Genomic DNA, 26,981 nt, shown 5'->3' on the forward strand with positions numbered 1-26,981 from the left:
CTATTTACTGCATGCATGTTAAATGGACGAATACTTCTCATGATCTGCCTCCCATTGTTCGATTGTTTCTGACTGTTCTATTACCTTCTTCACCTCCTCAACACTGTTGAACCCTAGGTTTTCAATCGACGAGTACTCAACGTAAACAGAAAACCTGCTTTCAAGATAAATAAGCAGTCGAACTAAATCTGATGAGGACAAGTTGAATGGCGGGTCGGTCAATTGCTGATTTCTTAGATTTTGGTCAAATTGAGTCAAATCCAAATCTCTAATATTGCTTATCGCTTTTTCGATTTCTGCGTAGATGGTTTCATTTTTACGATATGCTGTCATTTCAGCACCCCAATATCGAAATCAAACAACTCGTTCTCGATTGTTTTGCAGCATAGTAATGATTCTTCTGGATCTAAGCTGGCTGAGAAACAGGGCATTCCTCTTAGTCGAAGTTCTCTTGCTGCTTGAATTGCTTTATCGCTAGATGAATAGCTTATTTGAAACCTATGCGTCTCCAACCCTTCAGTGGCGTCAAGTACTTCGTTTGTAATTTCAAATTGAACTTTCTCTGCTTGCGTTAGCGTTTCAATTATGGGCATGAGTCCAAGCATTATGTCGTAGTCGGCTATCGTGTATGGGATATTGATAATGGCCAAGTCAGGGCAGAAAGCTCGACATGCAGCAATCGATCCTAATCCGTAATCTCCGTAAATGTGGTCGTCGTATTTCATAAGCACATTGGGCGTTTCTAATAGAGCTAGGTCGGATTTATCATTCTCAATGATGATGTTGATCTGCTCATTCATTTTGATGACGGCGGATTGGCCACCATCAAAACTAAGGGTGTTGCAGCCCCAGATTTCATTTAAAGGATTGAAGCTCAAAGCGCATAGATTGGGATGGTGCTTTCTCATCTCGCTAACGATGCTACTAAACGTAATTGTTGAATCGGCGGGTGTATATAGATTCCCGACAACAATTTTTGGTATCAGGGCTAATTCCTGCATGTCGCTTTTGCTAGACTCAATTTGTTCAGTGGCGAGTTGACTGACAACCTTCTTATTTACAGAATGTGCATAGGTTTCAGCGTGTTTACTAAATTCTATGAGTCCTGTGGCGCTTTCTTTCGTCGATAAAACGACAACCAGGTCTGATTCATCGATTGTCGTTACATAGTTAATTCGATTTCTTATGCCAATTTCTTTGCAATTAACAAGGTTGGCAACATCTACGCCGTCCGGTAGAATGCCGCATGGTGTTGATACCCGAATATTGTAGCCAACTCCTAGCAATCCAATTAGAAGAGGATAGTCAGCTCTCGTGAAAGATATAAGTCCAATTGTCTTCATGATTATTATCGCTTGTTCCTTTTAAGAGCCGTTGTAATGGACACTTCGTGTCTATGAAGCTCAAAGCGAAGTATTTTCTGATTAAGTCGATCAAAGGCAATTCGTTTTGAGTTGTCGCATGCTGTTCGTTTGTAATCAGGGCTAATTACTCCTTTGCAATCTGCGCTTTTAATGCATTGAGTGCACAGCTGAAATGCCCAACATTTTTTACATGAATCGCTGGTCAGCTTTGAAACATTGATCATCTTTTCAATTTGACCTAAATCAAATCCTGAATCCAATGTACCGATATACATGTCCTTGGTTGTTTCGCTGACCCTTTCGCAAGGAAGAAGCGCTCCTGCTGTTGTCACAAATAGACGCGTAACTCCTGGCTCGCATGGACCACCGGGTATAGCTTTTGTTGGGATGTTCGAAGGTGCAAATCGCTTAATGTTTTGGTTGATGCTTGCAAGCGTATATGAAGCGAGCCTATCGCTGCAGTTTCCTTTTTCGATCTTGCGCTCGTCCATAATTCTTGCTTTAAATAAGGCGTAATTCAGTTGACTTGAGAACTTGTCATTGTAGGGGGCGATACGTCCGTTGCGTTCCAAGTAGTTGAATTGAACATCGCAAGCCTCGATATCCTTATCATTTATAAAGGAAGAGACTGTTTTATAGATGTTGTTCGTGTCGACTACGGCATTAAAATGAATATATTTGTTGCGTTCAGGATGGTTGTCTAAAATCATATGAACATTGTCTATAACTGCTTGGTATGAGGACTCACCATTAGCGTAATGCCTAGACTTATCATGGATTTGCTGCGGCCCGTCAAGACTGATTAGCAAATAGAATTCATGTCCAGAATCGAAGAAGAATTTAACCATATCTTCAGATAAAAGAGAGCAATTGGTTGTAATTCGAAATGAGATGTGTTTTCCTTCAAATACCTGTTCTGCATATTGAGTAATTAGCTTAATTTCACTAAATCGAAGGAGAGGTTCTCCTCCATAAAATGCTACGACCGGGTTTGGGTTGTCAATCGAGTGCATCTTAAAGAATTCGATTGCATGTTTGGCCGTCGAAACAGACATAGAGTTATGACTGTGGGTTCTGTTGTATAAGGAGTTTTCGGAATAGATACAGTAATCACATCGGAAGTTGCAAGATTGAGTCAGCTGAAGGGTTATCATCCGTAAATTTCTTTCCAGCTTAACTTTCAAAAGGTCAATTGATGGATAAGCGACATCCTGCAATGGCGAATCGCAGCAGTAGCCACATGATTGTAGTAACTGGAATTCTTGGTCTGTTTTATAGGAGTCGGGGCAAACTTCGCCTGCTTGGACTTCTGAGATGTAATTGAAGAGATCTTTGCTTACTGCAAGTATCTCGTTTCGATTGGCATCATAAATGTAGTGGCCCAAGAGGGTCTTTATGGGTAGAGCTAACATCTCTACCGCCTCTTTCATTTCACTAATGTTATTTTAGTGAACTAAGATGTTTACTATAAGGTAACCATTTATAAACGTATTGTCAAACATATATTGCTAAAACAGAAACAATTTATAGACTGAGTGGTCGTATCCTTTGGGCGATTGCTTCTATAATCTAGCCTTCGCTGCTGTCGGGAGGGAAGGTCTAGGACTCCGTTATCATGTTGAAACGCTTTAACTAATTTGACGTTCTCACGTGTTTTTCGTTTCAAAAGCGTTAGGATGGGACTCATAGCGTGGGGCGTAATGGATGCCCCGCACACGATGGGAGGCTATCAATGGCTAATCGTTTCGTTCTCAATACCATCTCTTATCATGGTTCCGGCGCCATCAAGGAGATCCCCGGCGAGCTTCAGCGTCGCGGCTACAAGAAGATCTTCGTCTGCTCCGACCCCGATCTGGTCAAGTTTGGCGTTACCGCTAAGGTGACCGACGAGCTCGACGCCGCCGGCATCGCTTGGAGCCTCTACTCCGAGATCAAGCCCAACCCCACCATCCAGAACGTCAAGGACGGCGTCGAGGCCTTCAAGGCCTCCGAGGCTGACGCTATCGTGACCATTGGTGGCGGCTCCTCCATGGACACCGCTAAGGCCATCGGCATTATTATCAACAACCCCGAGTTCGCCGATGTCCGCAGCCTCGAGGGCGTTGCTCCCACTAAGAACCACGCCGTGTTCACCATCGCCGTGCCGACGACCGCCGGTACCGCCGCTGAGGTGACCATCAACTACGTCATCACCGACCCCGAGAAGGTCCGCAAGTTCGTGTGCGTCGACACCAACGATGCCCCCGAGGTTGCTGTCGTCGATCCCGACATGATGGCTTCCATGCCTGCCGGCCTGACCGCTTCCACTGGCATGGACGCTCTGACCCACGCCATCGAGGGCTACACCACCAAGGGCGCTTGGGAGCTCTCCGACATGTTCCACTTTGAGGCTATTAAGCTGATCAGCGAGAACCTGCGCGACTCTGTCGCCGAGGCCAAGTCCGGTCAGCCCGGCTCCGGCCGCGAGGGCATGGCTCTTGGCCAGTATGTCGCCGGCATGGGCTTCTCCAATGTTGGCCTGGGCATCGACCACGCCATGGCTCACACCCTGTCCGCTCACTACGACACCCCGCACGGCGTCGCCTGCGCCATGCTGCTGCCGATTGCCATGGAGTTCAACAAGCCGGTTTGCGCCGAGCGCCTGGCCAAGGTTGCCGTTGCCATGGGCGTTGACACCACGGGCATGAGCACCGACGAGGCCGCCGACGCCGCCATCGCCGCCGTCAAGCAGCTCTCCGCCGACGTGAACATCCCGCACGTCTGCGAGGCCATGAAGGCTGACGAGATCGAGGTCCTGGCCAAGGACGCCATGGCCGACGCCTGCTTCCCGGGTAACCCGCGCGAGGCAACGCTCGACGACGTCATCGAGCTCTTCAAGAAGATCTGCCCGGCTGCCTAACTTGGTTCGGCGGGCTCCTGCCCGTTAGCCCCACAATCGTCCTCGGACATGTCGGAGGCCCCGCTGCGCACTACGTGCGGCGGGGCCTCCTTCTGTCCTGCGGAAAGATTCTGGGGCTTACGGGCAGGGGCCCGCCGGCTCGTTATCGTGGCGGGCGCTGCTCTGGGAAGCTCGACGGGTTGTCTCGCTAGGTAAATAATTGTGCGTGGTGGTATTGTTGCTGTGGGTTTAATTCGATATGAAAGGGTGACATTGGTGTCCCAGATGGATTCTTCGCTTGGTTTTATCACTGACCAGTTGAAGGTGCTGACTTCTATTGCTTCGCCTACGGGCTATACCCGCGCGGCTACTGATTATCTGATGGAGACCCTGCGCGATATGGGGTTTGGGCCTGAGCGTTCTAATAAGGGTAACGTGCTCGTTGAGCTTGGCGGCGAGGGCGAGCCGCTCGTACTGGCGAGCCATGTCGATACCCTAGGCGCCATGGTGCGTTCCATTAAGGACAATGGCCGCCTGCGCCCCACGACGCTCGGTGGGCATCAGTGGTCTACGGCCGATGGCGAGAACTGCACCGTCTACACGCGCGACGGCAATGTCTACACGGGCGTGGTTCTTAACACCGAGCCTTCGGCGCACGTGGCCGACGAGCCGGTCAAGACCATCGAGAAGAACATGGAGATCTTGCTCGACGAGAACGTCGACAGCAAGGACGATGTGCTCGAGCTGGGTATTCAGACCGGCGACATCATCGCTATGGATCCTCGCACGACGGTGACGGAGAGCGGCTACATTAAGAGCCGCTTCCTGGATGACAAGCTATCGGCCGCCATTTTGTTGGGCTTGGCGCGTGCCGTCGCCGCTGGCGAGGTGACGCTTTCGCGTAAGGTTTCGCTGCTCTTTACCGTGTACGAGGAGGTGGGCCACGGCGGCGCCTTCGTGCCGGCCGACACGCGCGAGATGATCAGCGTTGACATGGGCTGCGTGGGCGACGACCTAGGCTGCACCGAGCACATGGTGTCGATCTGCGCCAAGGATTCGGGCGGTCCGTACAACTACGACCTGGTGACGGCGCTGTCCAATATCGCGCGCGAGCTTGAGCTCGATTACGCTATCGACGTGTATCCGCATTACGGTTCGGACGTCGAAGCCACGCTCTCTGCCGGCTACGACATTCGCCATGGTCTGATCGGCCCCGGCGTGTATGCGAGCCACAACTACGAGCGTAGCCACATGGACGGCGTGCGCAACACCTTCGAGCTCGTCCGCGCCTACGTACAGCGCTAGCGATGCAGCGGCCTCGGCTGATACGGCAGTACCGACCGAGGCCGTCCTCTCTAAGTTGCGGTGAAATAGGGACTGTTTGGCGGTTTTAAACGCTTAAACAGTCCCTATTTCACCGCAATTTATGAAGGGGATGGGGCTACTTAAGTGCGCCGGTCACCGTGCCGCCGCCGAGGACGATGTCGCCGTGGTAGACTACAACGGCTTGGCCGGGGGCGATGGCTCGCTGCGGCTCGGCAAAAGTTAGCAGCATTTGCCCGTCGGCGCCACGTGTAAGGGTCGCTGCCTGGTCCTTTTGACGGTAGCGGTACTTGGCGCCCACGCGAATGCCGCCCGCATTGAGCTCGGCCTCCATGCGCTCTGCTGGCGCGCTCCAGATCCAGTCATTGGCCGTGAGCGCTGTGGCCGTCAGGTCCTCGGCCTCGCCCAGATGCACAATGTTGTTGGCGGCATCGACGCCCGTTACGTACACGGGGTGCGCCATCGCGACGCCCAAGCCTTTGCGCTGGCCGATGGTATAGCGCAGCGCGCCGTTATGGCGTCCGACCACGCTGCCGTCGCGCCATACAATATCGCCCGGCTCGGCGGCATGTCCGCAGCGGCGCTCGATATAGCCCGCGTAGTCGCCGTCCGCGATAAAGCAGATATCCTCGCTCTCGGCCTTCTTGGCGTTGATGAAGCCCCGCTCGGCGGCAATGCGGCGCACGTCGCGCTCTTTGTCCAGCCCAGCCAGCGGAAAGATCGTGCGCGCCAGGCGCTCCTGCGTGAGCGAATACAAAAAGTAGCTCTGGTCCTTCTTGGGATCTTCGCCGCGATGTAGCTGCCAGGTGCCGTCGGGCGCCTGGCTCGTCTTTGCGTAGTGGCCCGTGGCGATGTAGTCGCAGCCCATATCGAGCGCCGCATCGAGCAGCGCGCCAAACTTAATATGGCGGTTGCAGATAATGCACGGATTGGGCGTCAACCCCTCCTGATAGGCAGTCACGAAGCGCTCGATAACGCTGCGGTCGAAGGTCTGCTGCAGGTCGAGCACGTGGTGGGGTATCCCCAGCCGCTCGGCGACGGCCTTTGCATCGGCGATGTCGCGGTCGACCTTACTCATGCTCGTGACGGGATCGGGCGCGGGGCAAGTGAGTCGCATAGTGGCGCCGACACATTCGTAACCCTGGCGCTTGAGCAGATATGCAGTCACGCTGGAATCGACGCCGCCACTCATGGCGACGAGCACGCGCTTGTTGTGCATGGGGAGGTTCTCCTTGGTGGCATGTGGCCAAAAAAGAAAAGCGGCGCGGGAGGCTGGTTCCGCGCCGCAGACATTGTAGCAAGTTCGGACGACTCGTGGAGCGCCCTGATGGGATGGGCTTAGACTGCCGGGAGAGAGGAGACCGATTCGTCCTGGGCTCAACCTATGGGCGAGGCCCTAGTCCTGGAAGAGTGCCGTGGACAGGTAGCGCTCACCGGTGTCGGCAAGCAGAGCCACGATGGTCTTGCCCTCGTTCTCGGGGCGCTTGGCCAGCTGCAGTGCGGCCCACACGGCGGCGCCGGACGAAATGCCCACGAGCACGCCCTCCTTGTGGCCCACGGCGCGGCCGGTGGCAAAGGCGTCGTCGTTCTCGACGGGGATGATCTCGTCATAGACCTGGGTGTCGAGGACGTCGGGCACAAAGCCGGCGCCGATACCCTGGATCTTGTGCGGGCCGGCCTGGCCCTTGGAGAGCACTGGGGAAGTGGCGGGCTCGACGGCGACAACCTGAATCTCGGGGTTCTGCTCCTTGAGGAACTCGCCCACGCCGGTCACGGTGCCGCCGGTGCCAACGCCGGCGACGAAGATGTCGACCTTGCCGTCGGTGTCATCCCAGATCTCGGGGCCGGTCGTGGCCTTGTGGATGGCGGGGTTGGCGGGGTTTACAAACTGGCCGGCGATAATGCTGTTGGGTGTCTCCTTCTGCAGTTCCTCGGCCTTGGCGATGGCGCCCTTCATGCCCTTGGAACCGTCGGTGAGCACGAGCTGTGCGCCGTATGCCTGCATAAGTTTGCGGCGCTCGACGGACATGGTCTCGGGCATGGTGATGATCACCTTGTAGCCGCGAGCCGCCGCCAGCGAGGCGATGCCGACGCCGGTGTTGCCACTCGTGGGCTCGATGATGGTGTAGTCGCCGCCGCGCACGAGCTTGCCGGCCTTCTCGGCCTCGTCGATCATGTTCTTGGCGACGCGGTCTTTGACGGACCCGGCGGGGTTGAAGTATTCCAGCTTGACGAGCACGCGGGCCTTGAGGTCCTCATCGGCCTCAAAGTGAGTGAGCTCCAGAAGCGGGGTGTGGCCGATAAGCTGATCGATGGACGTATAAACATTGCTCATGGTGAACCTCCAAAGTGTTCAAATGGCTGGATACCGTGTGGGTTCACGGTGTGTGTAGCAGCAAACCCACAACTTTATGGGTTGTTCTTTTTGCTGTTGGCAAGCATAGTAGACAGTAAAGCCTAGTAACGCAATAGGAAATAGAAGATTATTGCGAGTCGATTAACCAGCTTGACGGGAATAGGTATTTTCAAAACCAATTTTTCGGCTAGAATTTCTACGAATTAAAAGACCGAAAGGCAGCAATATATATGTTGGTTTCCACAAAGGGCAGATATGCCCTGCGCGTTATGGTCGACCTGGCCGAGCACCAGGCGGCAGGCCGCATTCCCCTCAAAGAGATCGCGGCGCGTCAGGGGATTTCTGAGAAATATCTGGAGAACATTTTGGCTACGCTCGTCCGCGCCAATATGCTCTCGGGCATGCGCGGCAAGGGTGGCGGCTACGTGCTCACGCGCCCGCCCGAGCAGTACACGGTGGGCGAGATCTTGCGCCTGACCGAGGGCAGCCTGGCACCGGTCGCATGCCTGGACGGCGACTGCAAGGGCTGCTCGCGTTCGGACGAGTGCCCCACGCTCGACGTGTGGAAGAACCTGGACAAGCTCATCAACGACTACCTCGACGGTGTGACGCTCGATGCGCTCGTTGCCCCCAACGAGGGCTACGACTACGTCATCTAGCCCCACCTGTCATTTGGGGACGGGGCAGAAATGCTGGATTTTCTTGCCCTCTGAGGCTCGACAAATGATAAGGCCGCCCATCGTTGCGATGGACGGCCTTCTTTAGGTGTGTTGTGGCGGTCCGAATCCGGTCGCTTTAGTTCCTGGCGACGCTGTCGAGAATGCTGCGCATGATGGATACCAGGATGCTGCCCATAAAGGCCGATCCAAAGCTGGCAATGGAGATACCCGCGCCCAGCAGATTGACCGACAGGTAGCTGGCCAGCTCGAGCATAAAGCTGTTGACCACAAGCTGAAAAATACCAAGCGTGATAATAGTGAGCGGCAGCGAGATGACCGTCAGGAACGGCTTTACGAGCGAGTCGACTATGTTGAGGAACAGTCCCACGAAGGCAAAACACACCCAGGCGTCGGCCATGCCGAAGGGCTGAATGCCGGGGACGAGAAACGTTGCGATCGCGATGGCGATTGAGGTAAAGAGCCAGTTAAGCATAAAGCGCATGGTGTGAATCCTTTCTTGCGCAAGACGTGGCAAAGAGGCGTGAGAGGCACATGCCTTTGCAACTCGGGTAGATGCGCGGGCACGGCCCTGTTTGGGCACCCATTGTTCCAGATATTCGTGGAGCTTGCGTGCGCATTCGGTTTCAAAACGGCGTTCGTCCTAAAAAACGTGCCGCTGGCAGAGAGTCTTGTCGCTTTAGTTTGGTGGTGTGCTAAACTGCTACGGGCAAAAGCCACAGGCGTTGCCCTATTGCATATTACGGGTGAACGATGCCCGATGTCAGTATCAACTTCGATGCCTTTTGGCGGGTTTGGCGGTGATCGATGAATATCGAGAACATGTTTGACAAGCCTGATGTCAAGCAGCTGGTCCACGCATTTAGCCTTTTGGACGACGAGAAAGATATCCAAGCGTTTTTGACCGATATCTGCACGCCGCGTGAGATTTGCGATCTATCGCAGCGTCTGCAAGTCGCGCGTTACCTGGACGAGGGCGAGCCCTATGTCGAGGTTCAGGCGCGTACCGGCGCTTCGTCCACCACGGTGAGCCGTGTATCCAAGGCGCTCAACGGCGAGTACGGTGGCTACCGCAAGATCCTCATTAAACTGGAGGATGGCGAGTAGGCCAGCGACAACATTGAATTACGAAGAGCCGTCCCTCCGGGGGCGGTTTTTTGATCCCCTGGGGACGGAGGAAAACGGATCACCGGGTTAGACTGACCCCCTCGATGATCCGTTTTCCTCCGTCCCCAGGGGATCAAATCTGTTGGCGTGGGGCAAATCTGTCCGCTTGGGCGGGTAGGATGGATGCATTGATTATTGCGAACAGTTTGAGCGGAGGACCATGCCTGTTCGAATCTATACCACCAATGCCGGCACGGATTTGAGCGATGCCGAGTCGGCGTTGCTTGCCGACCTTATCGCTCGCCACGGGCGTGCCGTGTTGCTGGCACCTACGTTTGCCGAGCTCGACCTGTGCCGTCATGATGCGGCGGAAGCCGGCGTTTCGCTGGGTATTGACTACAAGACGCCTACATCGTGGCTTCGCTCGCTTTGGGAGCTTTTGGGCGACGGGCGCGATTTCGTCGACAACCTGCAACGCCAGATGCTGTTTTCGGATATGGTCACGCGTCTCGATGATGCCGATCTGCAGCCGCTTTCGCGCAGCCAGGGCACGGTGCGCATGCTCGCGCGCATGGCTCGCGACGTGCTACCGGGTGTGGCGGGGACGACGGCCGAGCGATGCGGTGGCAACAACTGCCAGCCTAAGCCAAAAAGCGATGCCGAGGCTCGTGTATTCGAGCTTTTGCGCGCCTATGCGGGCGGTTTGGACCGTCGAGACATGGTCGAGCCCTGCGAGGCAGCTGACATTATGGCCGGTGCCCTGGCCGATAGCCTGCCGGCGTGCACCCGCGCCGTATGTGTGCGCGGTATCACGTCGTTTACGCACGGTCTGCTCGAGCTGCTGTCTGCCGTGGCGAACAATGGGGGAGAGGTCGTCGTGCTGCTTGCCCGCGAGCAGGCGGCGATGCGCGAGGAGCTTGCCGCGGCATTTGATGCCCGCGGCGTGCTGTTTGAGGCCGCGCCGCTGGAGGAGGATGCCGTCGCGCCTGATGCCGCTTGCGGGACCGCCGCTCAGCCTGCCTTTATTGAGGTCGCCGGCCCCCATGCCCGTGCTCATGTCTATGCGGACGCCATCGATAAGTTGGTGAAAGCGCACAAGGAGTCCAAGGTCGATAAAGCTACTGCAATGCCCACCGACCCCGTGCGCGTGCTCGTCGTTTCTGCCCGGGCACCCCAGCTGTTCGGTGAGCTCGCCTCTCGTCTGGCGGCTCGTCATATCGCTGTCGAGACAACTGAATTCACGGCGTTTTCCCAATCCATTGCGGGCAGGCAGTTTGCGGCGCTTGCCGGCCTGATCGAGCGCATGAAGGCCGCCGATGAGGGCGCGGCGTCAAAGACCGAGTGGTGGCCCGCGCCGGAGCTTACCGACTGGATCTACAGCCCGCTTTCGGGCGCTGATGCCGTCAGTGCCCGTACCTTCGATAAGAATATGCGTCTCTCGCGTAGCAAGACTACCGCGAGCGTTAAGAGCCTGCTGCAGAGCGTTCAGGGCCAGGTGAGGGGCGCGCGCAAGGCGGCGAGCGACGACAACTGGTTTAAGAACGTACCGTGTGTGGTTTCGGACGTGTTCCAAGCGCTGTGGCGTGACAAGCCCGTGACGGCGCTCAAGGCCATGCTTGCCGTTGCCGAGGCGTTGCCCGATCGCGCCCTTGGAGGCCTTGACGGTCAGGCTCGTCACCAGGCGGAGGTGGCCTTGCTGCGCCACGTCATCGAGATCCTTATGAATGGCGCCCGCGCGCTCGACGTGTCGCAGGCCGCGACCGTACCCGTGCTCGATGGCATTCGCACCAAGGTGGACAAGCGTAGCACCGCCTACGATTACGAGACCCACGAGGTTGACCGTGCGCCACGTGCTCAGGTTCGTTTTGCTTCGCTTGCCGATGCGGCAGCTCTGCGCCCCGGCAGCTACGATGCCGTGCTGTTTGCCGATGTCGATCTGGACAGCTATCCGCTCTCGCACGAGGAGGGGCCGCTGGCCACGCTGACGGCGAGCCTTGGTCGCGAGGGCGTGACGCTTGAGCCCGCGGCCTTGCTGCGCGCGCGCTTTGGCCACGCGATGCAGGCGTCACGTGGCTCGGTTGCGCTTGCCCGCGTGACGCACGATCGCCAGGCGCGCGAGTGCTATCCGGCTGCCGTGTGGACCGAGTTGCGGGCGCATGCCGAGGCCGCTGACAACGCTAAGGCCGCTGACAACGCTAAGGCCGCTGACGACGCTAAGGCCGCTGACAACGCTAAGGCCGCTGACGCCGACAAGGCGAAGTGCGTGGGTGAGGGTGATATCGTAAGGGACTTCGATCCCGCGGCAGGCGAAGGTCTCAAGCGCGAGCGCGTGACCTGTGAAGCCCCTCAGCATCTGAGTGCCGAGGCCGTGCCGTATTTGGTCCTGCGCCGTCGCGATGGCGAGGGCGAGGACGCGCCGCTCGTGCCGCGCCTGACGTCCGCCTCGCAGATCGAGGCCTATTCTACCTGCCCGCTGTGCTGGTTCGTATCGTATCGCGTCAAGCCCCAGTCCATCGATGCGGGCTTTGGCAACATGGAGAAGGGTAACTTTGTCCATGACGTGCTGGAGCACTTGCATGCACGTCTTCCGCAGGAGGGCATGGAGCGCGTGACGCCCATGAATCTGCCGCGCGCGAAGGAGCTGCTGCACGAGGTCTTTGCCGAGACCCTGGCCGAGCACGCCGGCAAGCGCGGTACCGAGGGCCCGCTGGTGCCGCTCTCTCCAGTGGAGGAGCGCCAGGCGGCCGAGATCTTGCCGCAACTGGAGGGCGTGCTCGCCTACGAGTCCGAGGCGCTCGCGCCCTTCGCGCCGCGCTACCTGGAGTTTGCGTTCAACGAGCTCCAGGTCGAGTATGCCGGCTGGCCGCTCGGCGGGCGCATCGACCGCGTGGATGTGGACGCCGAGAACCGCGCTGTGGTGATTGACTACAAGCATCGTTCGGGTGTCGAGGAGTTTAAGCTCGCCGACCCCACGGTGCGCGACGAGGAGTCGGGCGAGGCCCCCATCGATGATCCGCGCTGGCTGCCGCCCCATACCCAGACACTCATCTACGCGCAGGCCATGCGTCGGGCACTGGGCCTAGATACCCGCGCAGCGCTCTATTTTTCGACCAAGGGCGGCAAGCCCGCACTGCGTGGTGCCGCAAGTGCCGAGCTGCTCGAGGAAGAGCGCGGCGACGGTCGCATTCCAGGCCTCAAGAAGGGCTTTCCGGGCGAGGGCGGCAACATGGACTTCGATGCGCTGCTCGACCGCGTGGAGACCGGCATTGCCGAGCGCCTGCGCGAGCTCGAGGCGGGCGACGTCGCCGCTGTCGATCCGACGTCGGCGCAGGCCGCGCATGCGCGCTGCTCGTATAACCACGAAGGAACGTTTGTAAGGAGGGACGTGTAGACCATGGATCTTTCGACCTTGATGCCGCAACAGCTGCAAGTCGTCAAAACGCTCGACCGCCCGATGTTTGTCTCGGCGGGCGCCGGTTCGGGCAAGACCTTTACCCTCACGCGCCGCATCGTCTACGCGCTCTCGCCCGAATCCGGTCCGTTTGTCGAGCATCTGGATCAGGTGCTTGCCATTACCTTTACCAAAGACGCCGCGGCCGAGATTCGCGACCGCGTGCGCCGTGCGCTTATCGAAGAGGGTATGGACGAGGAGGCCCTGACCGTCGACGACGCATGGATCTCGACCATTCACGGCATGTGCTCACGCATCCTGCGCGCGCACGCGTTGGAGTTGGGCATCGATCCCGAGTTCACGGTGCTTACCGATGTCGACGAGCTCATGGATCAGGCTGTTGAGCATGTGCTGGGTCGCGCGACGGCACCCGATGCCGCCCCCGAGCTCGCCGCCTCGCTTAAGGCCCTCTATGCCTGGTATCCTATGGCGGGCGAGGGCGGGACGTTTGGCGCCGGTACCACCATCAAAGGCCTGGTGCGCGACTTGCTGGAGCTATCGAGCCAGCTTCCGGGCGGCATGGACGATGTGTGCGTGGCGCGCGGCCAGGCCGACACCTCGGCGCTTGCCGATGCCTATCGTGCGGCGCTGGGCGCAAGCAAGGCCACGACCGAGAAAGCGCAGGTGGCACTCGACGCCATCGACGCGTTTGAGGCGAGCGACAAAACCATGGAGGATGCGGCGCGACTCATGATGTCGTGCAGCATGCCGCGTGCGAGCAAGGCGTTTCCTAAGGAGCAGGTGGAGCTGCTCAAGGCCGAGGCAGCCGATGCGTTTATCAATATCGTGCTTGCCTGCGGCGGCCCGGCGCTCGATGCGCTGGTGGGGCTTGCCCGTGCCGTAGAGGCGGAGTACCGCGCACTCAAGGCCGACCAGTCCGCGCTCGACAATAACGATCTGTTGCGCATGGCATACGAGGCGCTGCGCGATTATCCCGCCATCCGAGCCGCCTACGAGGGCCGCTTTAAGATGGTCATGATCGATGAGTTCCAGGATACCGACCAGATGCAGGTCGATTTGATTCGCTATCTGACGGGCGCGGGGGAGCGCGCGCTGTGCACCGTGGGCGATGCACAGCAGTCGATCTACCGCTTCCGTGGCGCCGAGGTTGAGGTGTTTCGTCGTCAGGAGCGCAAGGTGGGCTTCTCTGCTGCGCCCGAGACGGCTGTCGCATCCGATGCCCCCGCCGGCGAGCTCGTCAAACTTGTACGCAACTTCCGCAGTCACGACGAGGTCCTGCGCTACGTAGCACGCGTCTTTGACGGCGACACCGGTGGTTTGATGCAGGGGTTCTTGGATCTTGAACCGAGCGACAAACGCAAAGACAAGCTCAAGGCAAAGGCTTCGCGCCGCCAGGCGCTGTTCGTTGCCGGTGGCAGCACGCAGGAGCGAACGCAGGCGAAAGCTCGTGCGATTGCGGAGCGGTTCCAAGCGCTCGTCAAAGCGGGGCAGCCCCAGGGCGATATGGTGTTGCTGCTGGGTCGCATGACCAATGCCGACGTCTACGCACAGGCCTTCCGTGACCAGGGGCTCGACTGCGTCATCGCGGGCGGCTCAGTCTTTGCCCAAGCTGCCGAGGTGCAGACGGTGCGCGCCCTGGTTTGTGCACTCGCCAATCCGGTCGATACGGCGCAGGGTTTTATGCCACTGCTGGCCTCGCCGATGTTTGCACTCGGCGCCCAGGAGTTCCTGGCGCTGGCGACCAAGCTCGACGAGCAGACGGGCGAGACGTCGCGTCGCAACATCGATACGGGCATCATGAGCGATTCCGATGTGCCGGGTTTGCAGGGCTTGCCGCTCGTAACGCGCGCCCGCGAGGTGCTGAGCTACGCGCTTCGTCGCGTGGGACGCGATTCGTTCGCCGCCATCGCGCGCGACGTGGTCAATGCCTCCGGCTGGTTCGTGCGTCTGGCGCAGCGCGGCCCCGAGGGCAAGGCCATTGCCGCCAACGTGCTCAAGGCGCTCGACGCCGTGGCCGAGGCGGAGGCCGAGCTCGGCAATTCTCCGCGCTCCATTGCGCTCGCCTTCGACCGCTTCTTGGCGGGCAAGGAGGCCCCGGGCGCGCTCAATGAGGAGGGTGACGGCGCGGTACGCATCATGACCGTGCATGCGTCCAAGGGTCTGGAGTATCCGGTCGTAGCGGTTGCCGAGTGCTTTGGCGTGCGTAAGTCCTCGGGTGCGGCACAGATGGGTCGCGTCGACGGTGGGGCGCAGGTCGTGGCGCTGCCGGCACGCTTCGACGGCGTTAAACTCGCGGACGGTACCTTCGTGAAGGGCGATGACGTCAAAAAGCAGTTTGAACACGCGTTTAAGGGCAAGGGCACGTCGCTGTGGCTGCCGCCAGAGCTCATGGAAGACGTATGCGCGACGGGCTCTCCCGCCGAGGCATTTGCCCGCCTGCGCAACGACGACCTGCAGCTTTCGCTTGAGGAGCGGGCTCGTCTGCTCTATGTCGCCATGACGCGAGCGCGCGAACTGGTCATTCTGGCGATGGATGCCGGCGTGAGCCGCGGCAAGGTGACGGCGCCGACCTTCGACGTTGAGACCGATCTGACCTACGACGTGCTGCGCCGCATCCTGCCGACCGGCAGCCTGGACATGCCGCAGCTCGATAGCGACCGTTTAGCGTTCGACAACTCCAAGCCGGGCGACTACGAGCTCATCTCGCTGGCGGACTTTACGTTTGGCGAGCAGGCGTTTGAGGCCAACGCTTCGCTGGATGTCGAGGGCAGGCTTGTTCGTGGCGATACCGATGCCGCCGATAATGCTGCGCGCTCAACCGTTCCCGGTCCTGCCGACCCCGAGCCCGATTCGTTTGAGCTTGTGTATCCCCAGGCAGTGGGCGTGCGCATGGGCACCTGTCCATTCCCGGCGCGTGACTCATATAGCTACTCGTCAATCGCCGCGGCACTGCATGCCGAGACGGAAGACCGTGCCGCCGAGACGCGCGTGCCCATGGACGAGGCTGGCGATGATGCGGAGTCGGATGGCTCGGAGATGGCCGATGCAGACGTGGCTGTTGTCGAGCCCGTTGGCGATCCCATGGCCTTGGGTTCGGCCTTCCATGCCGCCTGCCAGTGGCTCATCGAGATGGGTGCCGACGCGTTGCCCGCTGCGCGCGCCGATGCGCTGGCGCGTCTGTGGCGCCTGACGCCGGAGCAGCGCGGACGCTTCGATGTCGCCCTGGACCGCTGGCTTAAGTCGGCTGTTCGTGCCGACCTGCTCGCGTGGCCGTGCGTTCGCGCCGAGGTGCCGTTCTTTTCGCTGGGCTGCGAGGACGAGGACATCGCTCGCTACGGTGCTTATGCCGAGGGCGCCATCGACGCTTTGGCGACGAACCCGGCGGATTCGTCATGCGCGCTGGTCATCGACTACAAGACGGGCGGCACGCCGGATGAGACGCCGGAGCAGCTGCAGGAGAAGCACGCCCTGCAGGCGCGCGTCTACGCTGATGTTCTGCGCAAGGCGGGCTTTGAGGCTGTGACCGTCAAGTTCGTCCGCGTGGAGCAGCCGGATCCAACCATCTTCGTCGAACCCGCCGAACCTCAAGTGGTCACCTACAACCTCTAGTCCTCAGATAACTTGCGGTGGAATACGGACTGTTTTGGTCAAAAAAGCCGCCAAACAGTCCGCATTTCACCGCAACTGCAAGAGGAGCCGTGTGGGTTTGGGCTAGGTTCGGGTGCCGTCCGCGCTGTGCGGTAGAATCGTAACCCTAAGATCACGAACCCGCATCGGAGCTCATTACATGGCATTCGTCCATCTGCACAATCACACTGTTTTCTCCATGCTCGACGGCGCAACCCGTATCCAGGATATGGTCAACCGTGCCGTTGAGCTGGGCATGCCCGCCGTCGCCATTACCGACCACGGCTACATGTATGGCGTGCCCGACCTGGCGCTGGCCTGCGACGCCGTTAACCACAATACGCCCGAGTACAAAACCTGGAGCCACGACAAGGCCTTCTTGGAAAAGGACCGCCGCGACGAGCTGGTGGAGCCCGATCCCGAGGAAAACCCGCGCGAGCATGCCCAGTATGTGAAGGACATGGCCATGTGGGACGAGAAGGGCAATATCGACGAGCTCAAGCCGCCCCTGGTCATCAAACCCATCTTTGGCTGCGAGGTCTACTTTACGCCGGACGAGACGCTCGCCCGCGACCATAAGCCCGAGCTCTATCACATGATCCTTCTGGCCAAGGACCAGGAGGGCTACGTCAACCTGATGCAGACGGTTTCCGAGGCCGCCGTGCAGGGCTTTTACTACAAGCCGCGCGTGACGCTCGACAACCTGCGCCGCCACGCCAAGGGCATGATCTGCACGAGCGCCTGCATCGCGGGCATCATCCCCAAGTACATCGACCGCGGTGATATGGAGGGCGCCATCAAGTGGGCCGAGACCTTCCGTGACACCTTCGAGCCCGGCGACTTTTATATCGAGATCCAGGAACACGGCATCACCACCGACAACGGCCTGACCGACGAGCAGATGGACCGCACGCTCATCGATATTGCTAAGCAGGTGGGCGTCAAGGTCATCGCCACCAACGACTTCCACTACCTGCGCCGCGAGGACGCGCCCGTGCAGGACGTCATCATGTGCATTGGCATGAACGCCAAGGTCGACGACCCCAACCGCATGCGCATGACCGGCTCGGAGTTTTACATGAAGACCGAGGAGGAGATGCGGGCGATGTTCCCGTATTGCCCCGAGGCCTGCGACAACACGCTCGAGATTGCCGACAAGTGCTACGTTGAGCTGGACTGGGACTCCATCATCCTGCCGCGCTTCCCGTTGCTCGATCCCGGCGAGACGCACGAGAGCCAGTTCCGCCGCGAGTGCGAGAAGGGCCTGCGCCAACACTACGGTGACGACTGGGCCACGCGCGAGATCTGTGGCGTCAACATCAAAGAGCGCTTTGAGTACGAATACAAGGTCATCTGCGACAAGGGCTTTGCCGCCTACTTTTTGATCGTCGCCGAGTACGTGCAATGGGCCAAGGACAACGGCATCGGCGTCGGTCCCGGCCGTGGCTCGGCCGCCGGCGCTATCGTCGCCTACGCCATGAACATCACCGCGTTCGACCCGCTCGAGAACGGCCTGATGTTCGAGAGGTTCCTGTCCCCGCAGCGTACCGAGATGCCCGATATCGATATGGACTTCGACGATGAGCGGCGCCTCGAGGTCGTGGAGCACGTTCGCCAGCTCTACGGCCCCGAGAAGGTCACCCACGTCATCACCTACTCGACCATTAAGGCCAAGCAGGCCATCAACGACGCCGCGCGCGTGCTGGACTACCCGGTCTACATGGGCCAGCGCCTGTCCAAGATGGTCTCGAGCGACCCCAAGGTCAAGCTCAAGCAGGTACTCGAAAAACAACCCGGCAAAGAGGATCTGTTTAACCCCGACTTTGCCGAGGCCTATAAAAAGGACGACGACGCCCGCCGCATCATCGACACGGCGCTCTCGATTGAGGGCCTCACCCGTGGCGAGGGCGTGCACGCGTGCGCCGTTCTGATCTGCCGCGACCCCGTCAACGAGCATGTGCCCACCAAGCTCGATACCAAGGGCGGCGTTGAGATTACCCAGTACGAGGGCCATACCGTTGCCGACATGGGCCTGCTCAAGATGGACTTCCTGGGCCTGCGCACGCTGACGGTTATCTCCAAGGCCAAGGCAAACATCAAAAAGAACTTCGGCATCGACATCAAAGAGGAAGAGATTCCCTTTGACGATCCCGAGATCTTTAAGCTTATGGGTTCCGGCCACACCGCCGGCGTCTTCCAGGTCGAGTCCGCCGGCATGACGGCCACGATCAAGAACATGAAACCCACCGAGTACAAGCACGTCGTGGCATTGATCGCTCTATACCGCCCGGGCCCGCTGGGCGCCGGCATGGTCTCGTCCTACATCAACCGTATGAACGGCAAGGAGCCGGCCGTCTCCTACGACGATCGCCTGGACGACATCCTGGGTGAAACCTACGGCACCATGGTCTACCAGGAGCAGGTTATGCTCATCTCCGTCGAGATGTGCGGCTTCTCCAAGGGCGAATCGGACTCGCGTATCCGTAAGCCCGTGGCTAAGAAAAAGATCAAGCTGCTCACCTCGACGGTGCTCCACTGGGAGGATGGCTCGGACGAGACCACCTACGACCACTGGATGAACGGCGCTATCAAGAACAACTACACGCGCGAGGTCGCCCAGAAGATTTGGGACGATGTTCTCGAGTTCGCGTCCTACGCCTTTAACAAGTCGCACTCCGCCGGCTACGCCATCCTGGTTATGCAGACGGCGTGGCTCAAGGCGCACTATCCGCACGAGTACATGGCGGCCGTTCTGACGTCCTATACGGGCAAGACCGACAAGATCGTTCACTACGTCTCGGCGTGCCGTCATGATGGCATCCCCGTGCTGTCGCCAGATGTCAACGAGTCGGGTACCGAGTTCACGGCTACCAAGGAGGGCGTGCGCTTTGGTCTGGCCGGCATCCGCGGCGTGGGCACTGGCGTGGCGCAGGCGATTATCGCCGAGCGCGAGGCGGGCGGCCCGTTTAAGACACTGCACGACTTTGTCGAGCGCGTGGACTCGAGCCAGGCTAACCGTCGCGTGATCGAATCGCTCATCAAGGCAGGTGCTTTCGACTCCACGGGGTATCCGCGTCGTCAGATGATGCACTTTGTGGATAAGAACAACCCCGAGAACATCATCGATGCCGCGGTAAAGCGCCAGAAAGATCGCGCGAGTGGCCAGACGTCGTTCTTCGATATGTTTGGCGACGTTGAGGGCTCGGGCTTTGAGGTGAGCGTGCCCGATCCGGACGGCCAGGAGTGGGACCGTCACCTTAAGCTGAGCCAGGAGAAGGAGGTTCTGGGCATCTATGTCTCGGACCACCCGCTGCGCCCGTTTGAGTATGCACTAGCCAAGGCACGCGACTTCTCGTTCTCGCAGATCGATACCGGCTACGAGGTGCAAAACCCCACGGGCGGTACCATCAACCAGGAGATTCCCGAGGGCAAGGCGCTGTGGTGGGCCGGCATGGTTTCGAGCGTGTCCAAGCGCGTGACCAAAAACGGCGACCCCATGGGTATTGTGCAGCTCGAGGACATGGAAGGCGAGGCCACGGTCGTGGTGTTCCCCAAGACCTACAAAGAGGCCGAGGGATACCTGTACGGCGAGGTCGATCCCGAGACCGGTGCGCAGCTGTCTGATGCGTTTGTTCGCATTAAGGGCAAGCTCGAGCGTTCGGACCGCGGCGACCAGATCATCGCGCAGGAGATCGTGCCGCTTGAGCTTAACGAGGAGAACAACAAGCCCAAGGTGTTTGAGGTCATGGTGCCCAACAGCCGCTTTAGCCAGGGCAATATGGCGCGTCTTGCCACGGTGCTTACCGCCAACCCGGGCGGCGACCGCGTGGAGATCTTTATCGAGCAGGTGGACGGGCGCGTACTGCGTGCCGAGGTGCCGGCCAAGGTCAACGCACGCTCGATTCCGCTGCTGGCAGAGGCCAAGGCCATCGTGGGTAACCAAGGCCGCGTGACGGTGATCTAAAATGATTTTTCTGGGACGGGGATTAAAAAATCATTTTGGGTGACGTGTGGCGGAAGACCAGTCTTTCTGGGACGGGAATGATTTTTTCATCCCCGTCCCAGAAAAATCATTTGGCATGCGAGATTGGAGGAAGTGATGGCGCAGGGGACGTTTGTGCAGGCGCTTCGTAAGGAGGCGGCGCTTAGCAGCACCTTTATGAAGGGGCGCTCGCTCATGCTCAACGGTGCCGTGCTGTCGTTTGAGGACTCCGGCTCGCGCTTCTCCAAAAACGTGAACATCGAGGGCACGGTGCGTGGCTCGCGCGGCGACCTGTACAAGACGCACGTGGCGCTCGATATGGACGAGCACGAGGTGATCGACTACGACTGCGATTGCCCCGCTGCCTTCCGCTATTCCGGCATGTGCAAGCACGCCATCGCCACGGCGTTGGCGTATCTGGATGCCAGCGGCGCCGAGCCCGTTGAGGGCCTGCGCACGCCGGTCCGCACGTTTACGGCACCGCCCGTACAATCCAAACAGCCCACACGCCCCGCGCCCACCGCATCTGCGGTCAACCCCAACTTTCCCTTCCCGGCACCCGTCCCCACGAGCCCGAGCCTTGTGGCGGCGCTTTCCGATCTTTCGGACGCGCGCATGGACGAGCTCGTGGCCATGCGTCGCAAGCTCGCCGGCACCATCGACCCCGATGCGCCCAAAGCGGTGCTGGAGCCCTCGCTGGTGCCGTACTACAATCCGCTGTTTGCCGATCGCTTTAACTGGGCACTCGAGTTTCGCATTCGCTGCGGTTCGGTGTCCTACGTGGTTAAGGATATCGACGGCATGGCCGATGCCTATGTGCGCGGCGGTACGTTCTCCTATGGCAAGAAGCTTACGTTTGTTCATGTGCCCGAGGCTTTCGATGACGTGTCGACAAAGCTGCTCGACTTTATCGCAATGACGGTCGCCTACCTAGGCGATATTACGAGCTCGCGCTCGGCATCGTATGACTTTGCCCGCAGCGGCTTTGTCGCCGAGCGTCAGTTGCCGGTATCCGAGTATTCCGTCGTGTCCGTGCTGGACCTGCTGCGCGGCAGGGCCATGTCCTTTGAGCCCGCTTGGTCGCGGGGGACGACGACGCATCGCTCCTTCGAGGTGGCAGTCGAGCCGTCGCCGCAGGGGGAGGGCGAAGTCCCGGCTAAGCGCCCGCCGCTTCTTGCCGCCAAGATTGCACCGGCGGCGGGAGGCAGCTACGACTTGCGCCTGCCGGCCGATATGTACTGCTTTGTCGCGGGCGACGCAGCCTATCTGGTCGATACGCGCCGCGCGCGCCGTACCGACACGGCGTTTGCCCAACATGCGGCGCCGTTCCTTTCGCACTTGTTGCCCTGCCGCACGCCGGTCCATATCGCCGCCGACCAGGTGGGTGAGTTTTGCCGCATGGCGCTGCCTATCTTGCGCGACTATACCGACCTGACCGCTCCCGCCGCGCTCGACGCCGTGGCACCCGAGCCGAGTTTTGCCATGGCGATTGGCGTCGACGATGGTCTTGTGACCTGCAAGATTACGGTGACCTACGGCGATTGGTCGGCAGATCTCTTTAGTCTTGGTGCTCCGGGCAGTCCCTTCGAAGAACAACGCCCCGGCGTTCCGCCCCGCGATATGGTGGCGGAGTTTCGCGTTATGGACACGGCGGCCCTGTACTTCGATTTCTACGAGGGCGGCCTGGCGTTTGAGGAACGCGACGACGCCCGCCTGTTCCACTTGCTGACCGAGGGCCTGTCTGCCCTGTCCGAGCTGGGCGAGGTCATGCTCAGCGATCGCCTGCGCCAGATCTCGGTACGCCCCGCGCCCAAGCTTTCGGTGCGCGCCACCGTCAAGAGCAACTTGCTCGACGTCGAACTGGGCGCAAGCGGCCTTTCGGCGGCAGACCTTGCCATCTACCTCGACTCCTACAAGCGCCACCAGACGTTCGCGCGACTTACGTCCGGCGACATCGTTCGCCTGGATGAAGGTGCCCGCGCTGCGTTTGGCCTTGCCGAGGACTTGGGCGTCGATGCTGTCGACCTGCTCGACGGCGTGTCGCTTCCCGCGTCGAGTACCCTTTTTGTCGACAGCATGCTCGAGCGCACGCCGGCGCTCGAGGCTGATCGCGACGCCGCGTTCCGCCGTACCGTCGAGCGCCTGGACACGCTCGGCAAGATGGACTTTACGGTGCCCGCCTCGCTTAAGGCCACGCTGCGTGGCTACCAGATTGACGGCTACCAGTGGCTCGGCTCGCTTGAGCATCTGGGCCTTGGCGGCATCTTGGCCGACGATATGGGCCTGGGCAAAACGCTGCAGATGATCGCGCACATTCTGGCGCGCGTGGAGGCGGGGGACACCAAGCCCACGCTCGTGATATGTCCCGCGTCGCTCGTGTACAACTGGGCTGCCGAGTTGGAGCGCTTTGCCCCCTCGATTGATGTGTGTGCCATCGTGGGCGCCAAGGCCCAGCGTCGCGTGCAAATTGCCGGTGCCGCCGAGCACAACGTGGTCGTGACGTCATATGACCTCATGCGCCGCGATATCGACGAGTATGCCGAGCAGGACTTTGCCCGCGTGGTGCTCGACGAGGCCCAGTACATTAAAAACCCGCTCACGCAGGTAGCGCGCGCCGCCAAGCGCCTGCCGGCCGGCGTGCGCTTTGCCCTGACGGGCACGCCCATCGAAAACCGCCTGTCCGAGCTCTGGAGCATCTTCGACTTTTTGATGCCGGGCCTTCTGGGCACGCGCGACTCATTTGCCAAGCGCTTTGAAAGTCCCGTCGAGCATGCCGAGGGCGATAGTGCCGCTCGTCTGCAGGCGCTCGTATCGCCGTTTGTGCTGCGTCGCGTCAAGGAAGAGGTGGTGGCCGACCTGCCCGAGAAGATCGAGGATACGGTGATGGCGCAGCTTACCGGCGAGCAGCGCAAGCTCTACCTGGCAAACCAGGACCGCATCGCCCAGCAGGTTCAGCACCGCGAGTCATCCGAGTTTAAGAAAGACAAGCTCAAGGTACTTGCCGAACTCACCAAGCTGCGTCAGATCTGCTGCGACCCGCATCTGCACTATGCGGACTACAAGGCGGGAAGCGCCAAGCTCGATACATGCATGGAGCTCGTCCACGGAGCGCTCGACGGCGGTCATCGCATCTTGCTGTTCAGCCAGTTTACGGGCATGCTCGATATCATTGGCAAGCGCCTGGCCAAGGAGGACATCGCCTTCCTTAAGCTCACGGGCGCATCGTCTAAGGAGAGCCGCGCCAAGATGGTTGCGCAGTTCCAGGCAGGCGAGGTGCCGGTGTTCTTGATTTCGCTCAAGGCGGGCGGCGTGGGCCTTAATTTGACGGCTGCCGACGTGGTCATCCACTACGACCCGTGGTGGAACGTGGCGGCGCAGGACCAAGCGACCGACCGTGCCCACCGTATTGGCCAGCAGCACACCGTGACCGTGTACAAACTCATCGCCAAGGACACGATCGAGGAACGCATTATGCAGATGCAGGAGTCCAAGCGCGATCTGGTCAACAGCGTGCTCGGCGGCGACGGCATCTCATCGGCACTGTTTACGCGCGAGGATGTTCTGGCACTGCTCGGTGGCGACGGTCGCTAACCCGCTCGGGTGGGGCCGCCAGGGCGGATAGTACGCGCCGCCCCACCGTTCCCGCCCGTTATGTGTTCATTTGCCATGCCGTGGATGGTTCGCCTGCCTTTGGGCATAAGAACCATCGAGAACATCGGCACATCAGCAAAGGAGAACATCATGGCGAAATTCTTTAAGGACTCCGACGGCAAGCTCATTGCCGCCCTTGGCGACGGCGTTGCGACCCCTGCCGGCTGCACGGAGCTGACGGCAAACACTGAGGACGCGGCGCACGAGAAGCACGTGCCTGTTGTCGAGATCGAGCGCGACGGCCACGTTATTCGTGCGCGCGTGGGCTCGACGGAGCACCCCATGCTGCCCGAGCACTACATCGAGTGGATCGCGCTTGAGGCCGAGGACCGCCTGGAGATCCATTACCTTGAGCCCGGCATGAAGCCCACGACGTTTTTTGCCGGCGGCTCCAAGACCGGTACCGTCTATGCCTATTGCAACCTGCATGGGCTGTGGTCCGCGACGTTCTAGGAGCGCGCCCCCGCTCGGGGTATCATAGCTAGCATATGCACATGCGAGCGCCGGCTGCATTATGCGGCCGGCGCTTTTACTACGACAACGACGATTTACGACGGAAAGGGCTGGGCCATGAAGCTCGCACTTGCACAGATCGATATGCGCCTGGGTGACATCGAGGGCATTTGCGGCCGCATCGAGGACCAGGCTCGCCTGGCTCATGAGCGCGGCGCGCGCATGCTGTGCGTTCCGGCTCCACTCTTTATGGGCGCCATGCCCGGTGGCCTGGTGGGCGCTGCCGATTTTGAGCACGATATGCTGACGGGTCTGACGGGCGTTGCCGAGCGCATCCAAGAGCTCGATATGATCTGCATCGTGCCCGCTGCGGTTTCGTTTGAGGGCCAGCCCCTGCTTGACTATATGATGCTTAAGGATGGTCGCGTGGTGCCTGCGCGCGCAAGTATTGCCCTGCAGCGCGGTGAGAACAACGACACACGTTGGGCACCGCCGGTGTTTGACGTGGACGGCGTGCGCATCGCTGTGGTGTTTGACCTGGATCGCGAGCTCGAGATGCTGCCGACCGGCGTCGACCTCATTGCCTATTTCCAGTTTAATGCGTTTGACATGACCGATCGCGAGACCGCCGCCGTCGCCGCCGTGCGCAGCGGTGCTTACCGCAAGATCGCCTCCAAGCGCAGCGTATGGTTTGCCTGCGTGGCTCCGGTCGGCGCCTATGACGAGTCGGTGTATACCGGCGGGTCGTTTGTGCTCGACGATTGCGGTCGCGTGGTGGCCCAGGCGCCGTGCTTTGAGGAGAGCCTGCTGGTTCAGGAGATTCAGCGCGGCGTGATGCTCGATGCCCTGGAGGACCATGAGCTGCCCCAGTTTCGCTCCGAGGAGTGGCTGTGGCAGGCGCTGGTGCTTGCCGTGCGCGACAATGCCCGCGCCCGCGGTGCGTCGCGTGCCGTGGTGGCGCTCGAGGGCGATTTGCCGTCGTCCCTGTTGGCGGCGCTTGCCGTCGACGCTCTGGGCCCGCGTAATGTGATTGGCCTGGTGCTGGGGCGCAACCGCATCTTTACGCCGGCGCAGGAGGAGTCCGAGGCTGCCCGCTGTTCCGCTGTTCGCTCAATCGCCGAGCGCCTGCACATTCGCACCGTCGAGCGCGATGCGCCGGATGCGGCGCGCGTGCTCGACCGCGACGTGTCGGCGGGCGATGCCGAACGCCTGCGTTCGCGTGCGCTGGGCCTGATGCTCGAGGATACGGCGCTCGAGCTGGGCGCCATGGCGTTGAGCCCGCTTTCCAAGACCGAGTATGCGCTGGCGGCGCCCGCGCTGTCCGGCGGCTATCAGGGCGACTTTGCGCCCTTTGGTGACGTGTATCTGTCGACGCTCGAGTTTGTTGCACGCGTGCGCAACCGTGCCTCGGCCGTGGTGCCCCAAGAGCTCGTGACACTCAACGCGGTGGAGGATTGCATGGATCGCGTGCTGGCGCAGGCGCTCTCGACGCTCGCCGGCCCGGTTGATATGCTCGATCGCGCGGCGCAGCTGCTGGGCGGGCTTGAGCCGGGCGAGGTCGATGGTGCGCTCGAGTCGCACGTGGACCGCAAGCGTCCCTTTGACGACATCCCGATGGCCGCCGCCAAGCCCGAGGCCTGCTCGCTGCTGCTGATGCTCGTGCGCCAGGGTGAGGCTGCCCGTCGCATGCTACCGACGGCGCCGATCGTTTCGGCCCGTTCGTTTGCCGAGCGCGCCTGGCCGTACATGCTTGCGTGGTCCGATCTGGGGCTCAACGGTAAGGAGCGCATGACGGTTGATTCGCTGGCGCGCGCCGAGGTGCGTCGCTTTGCCGACGACGATACGAGTGACCGTATGCGCGGCGAGATGATGGGCTTATTGGGCGAGCTGTTGGGTATTTCACCCGAGCAGATGGAAGAGCTGCGCTCCGAGGACGGTCAGCGTCGTCTGCACGAGGGTATGAAGCGGTTTGAGGGCGAGGTCCAGGACGCCATCGACAAGATGATGGGCGGCCAGGGCGGACCGCAGGGTGGGCCCCAGGGAGGTCCGATGCCGCATCCGCCGGTGGATCCGAGGCAATTCCCATTCTTCTCTCAAAACTAGGTCGCTGCGCGCCCGCCAGAGCGGCAATCTGCCTTTCAATCGTCGGGC

At 60.1% G+C, this 26,981-nt stretch carries 16 protein-coding genes; 10 read left to right on the forward strand and 6 right to left on the reverse strand.

All coding sequences use genetic code 11. The features are described from left to right. Nucleotides 1–18: 18 nt before the first annotated feature. The 3 genes from ABHR75_RS05920 to ABHR75_RS05930 are packed head-to-tail and all read right to left on the reverse strand — an operon-like array spanning nucleotide 19 to nucleotide 2,794. A complete protein-coding gene (locus ABHR75_RS05920; protein ID WP_346963860.1) occupies nucleotides 19–333 on the reverse strand; it encodes a hypothetical protein in 315 nt (104 codons plus the stop codon). Further along, nucleotides 330–1,343, reverse strand: a complete 1,014-nt coding sequence (locus ABHR75_RS05925) for a hypothetical protein (protein ID WP_346963861.1) — start codon at nucleotides 1,341–1,343, stop codon at nucleotides 330–332. Before ABHR75_RS05925 ends, ABHR75_RS05920 begins: the two co-directional genes overlap by 4 nt. A gap of 5 nt (nucleotides 1,344–1,348) precedes the next feature. Next, nucleotides 1,349–2,794 carry a radical SAM protein gene (locus ABHR75_RS05930; protein ID WP_346963862.1) on the reverse strand — a complete coding sequence of 482 codons (1,446 nt, stop codon included), beginning with the start codon at nucleotides 2,792–2,794 and terminating at the stop codon, nucleotides 1,349–1,351. A gap of 302 nt (nucleotides 2,795–3,096) precedes the next feature. On the opposite strand from ABHR75_RS05930, the gene fucO reads away from it, so the two are divergent. Continuing rightward, nucleotides 3,097–4,263: a lactaldehyde reductase gene (fucO, locus tag ABHR75_RS05935; protein WP_346963863.1), complete on the forward strand. Its 1,167-nt coding sequence runs from the start codon at nucleotides 3,097–3,099 to the stop codon at nucleotides 4,261–4,263. Nucleotides 4,264–4,527: 264 nt separating this feature from the next. Then, nucleotides 4,528–5,547, forward strand: coding sequence for a M42 family metallopeptidase (locus tag ABHR75_RS05940; protein ID WP_346963876.1), 1,020 nt, complete (start codon nucleotides 4,528–4,530; stop codon nucleotides 5,545–5,547). A 136-nt stretch (nucleotides 5,548–5,683) separates the two neighbouring features. On the opposite strand, the gene mnmA is transcribed toward ABHR75_RS05940, so the two are convergent. Together mnmA and cysK are read right to left on the reverse strand one after the other, a co-directional pair. Further along, on the reverse strand, nucleotides 5,684–6,946 hold the full coding sequence (gene mnmA, locus ABHR75_RS05945; RefSeq protein ID WP_346963864.1) for a tRNA 2-thiouridine(34) synthase MnmA: 1,263 nt from the start codon (nucleotides 6,944–6,946) through the stop codon (nucleotides 5,684–5,686). Nucleotides 6,947–6,961: 15 nt separating this feature from the next. Next, nucleotides 6,962–7,900 carry a cysteine synthase A gene (gene cysK, locus ABHR75_RS05950; RefSeq protein ID WP_346963865.1) on the reverse strand — a complete coding sequence of 313 codons (939 nt, stop codon included), beginning with the start codon at nucleotides 7,898–7,900 and terminating at the stop codon, nucleotides 6,962–6,964. A 251-nt stretch (nucleotides 7,901–8,151) separates the two neighbouring features. On the opposite strand from cysK, the gene ABHR75_RS05955 reads away from it, so the two are divergent. After that, the gene (locus ABHR75_RS05955; protein WP_055250949.1) at nucleotides 8,152–8,580 is read left to right on the forward strand and encodes an RrF2 family transcriptional regulator; all 429 of its coding nucleotides are present in this window, start codon (nucleotides 8,152–8,154) and stop codon (nucleotides 8,578–8,580) included. Between the two features lie 136 nt (nucleotides 8,581–8,716). Here ABHR75_RS05955 and ABHR75_RS05960 read toward each other — a convergent pair whose 3' ends face one another. Continuing rightward, complete coding sequence (locus ABHR75_RS05960) at nucleotides 8,717–9,082, reverse strand: phage holin family protein (RefSeq protein WP_118079521.1); 366 nt, start codon at nucleotides 9,080–9,082, stop codon at nucleotides 8,717–8,719. 323 nt (nucleotides 9,083–9,405) lie between these two features. Here ABHR75_RS05960 and ABHR75_RS05965 point away from each other — a divergent pair, with 323 nt between their 5' ends. From ABHR75_RS05965 to ABHR75_RS05995, 7 genes are all read left to right on the forward strand, one after another. Next, on the forward strand, nucleotides 9,406–9,705 hold the full coding sequence (locus tag ABHR75_RS05965) for a YerC/YecD family TrpR-related protein (protein ID WP_022094855.1): 300 nt from the start codon (nucleotides 9,406–9,408) through the stop codon (nucleotides 9,703–9,705). A gap of 220 nt (nucleotides 9,706–9,925) precedes the next feature. Next, complete coding sequence (locus tag ABHR75_RS05970) at nucleotides 9,926–13,096, forward strand: PD-(D/E)XK nuclease family protein (RefSeq protein ID WP_346963866.1); 3,171 nt, start codon at nucleotides 9,926–9,928, stop codon at nucleotides 13,094–13,096. A 3-nt stretch (nucleotides 13,097–13,099) separates the two neighbouring features. Beyond that, nucleotides 13,100–16,726 carry a UvrD-helicase domain-containing protein gene (locus tag ABHR75_RS05975; protein WP_346963867.1) on the forward strand — a complete coding sequence of 1,209 codons (3,627 nt, stop codon included), beginning with the start codon at nucleotides 13,100–13,102 and terminating at the stop codon, nucleotides 16,724–16,726. A gap of 178 nt (nucleotides 16,727–16,904) precedes the next feature. Next, the gene (gene dnaE, locus ABHR75_RS05980; protein ID WP_346963868.1) at nucleotides 16,905–20,708 is read left to right on the forward strand and encodes a DNA polymerase III subunit alpha; all 3,804 of its coding nucleotides are present in this window, start codon (nucleotides 16,905–16,907) and stop codon (nucleotides 20,706–20,708) included. 135 nt (nucleotides 20,709–20,843) lie between these two features. After that, nucleotides 20,844–24,317 carry a DEAD/DEAH box helicase gene (locus tag ABHR75_RS05985; protein WP_346963869.1) on the forward strand — a complete coding sequence of 1,158 codons (3,474 nt, stop codon included), beginning with the start codon at nucleotides 20,844–20,846 and terminating at the stop codon, nucleotides 24,315–24,317. Nucleotides 24,318–24,467: 150 nt separating this feature from the next. Next, entirely contained in the window at nucleotides 24,468–24,830 is a 363-nt protein-coding gene (locus ABHR75_RS05990; protein WP_346963870.1) for a desulfoferrodoxin family protein, read from the forward strand. Nucleotides 24,831–24,947: 117 nt separating this feature from the next. Beyond that, the gene (locus ABHR75_RS05995) at nucleotides 24,948–26,933 is read left to right on the forward strand and encodes an NAD(+) synthetase (RefSeq protein WP_346963871.1); all 1,986 of its coding nucleotides are present in this window, start codon (nucleotides 24,948–24,950) and stop codon (nucleotides 26,931–26,933) included. Nucleotides 26,934–26,981 lie beyond the last annotated feature (48 nt).

This window comes from Collinsella aerofaciens, assembly GCF_039752955.1.
Classification (GTDB): Bacteria; Actinomycetota; Coriobacteriia; order Coriobacteriales; family Coriobacteriaceae; genus Collinsella; species Collinsella aerofaciens_BI.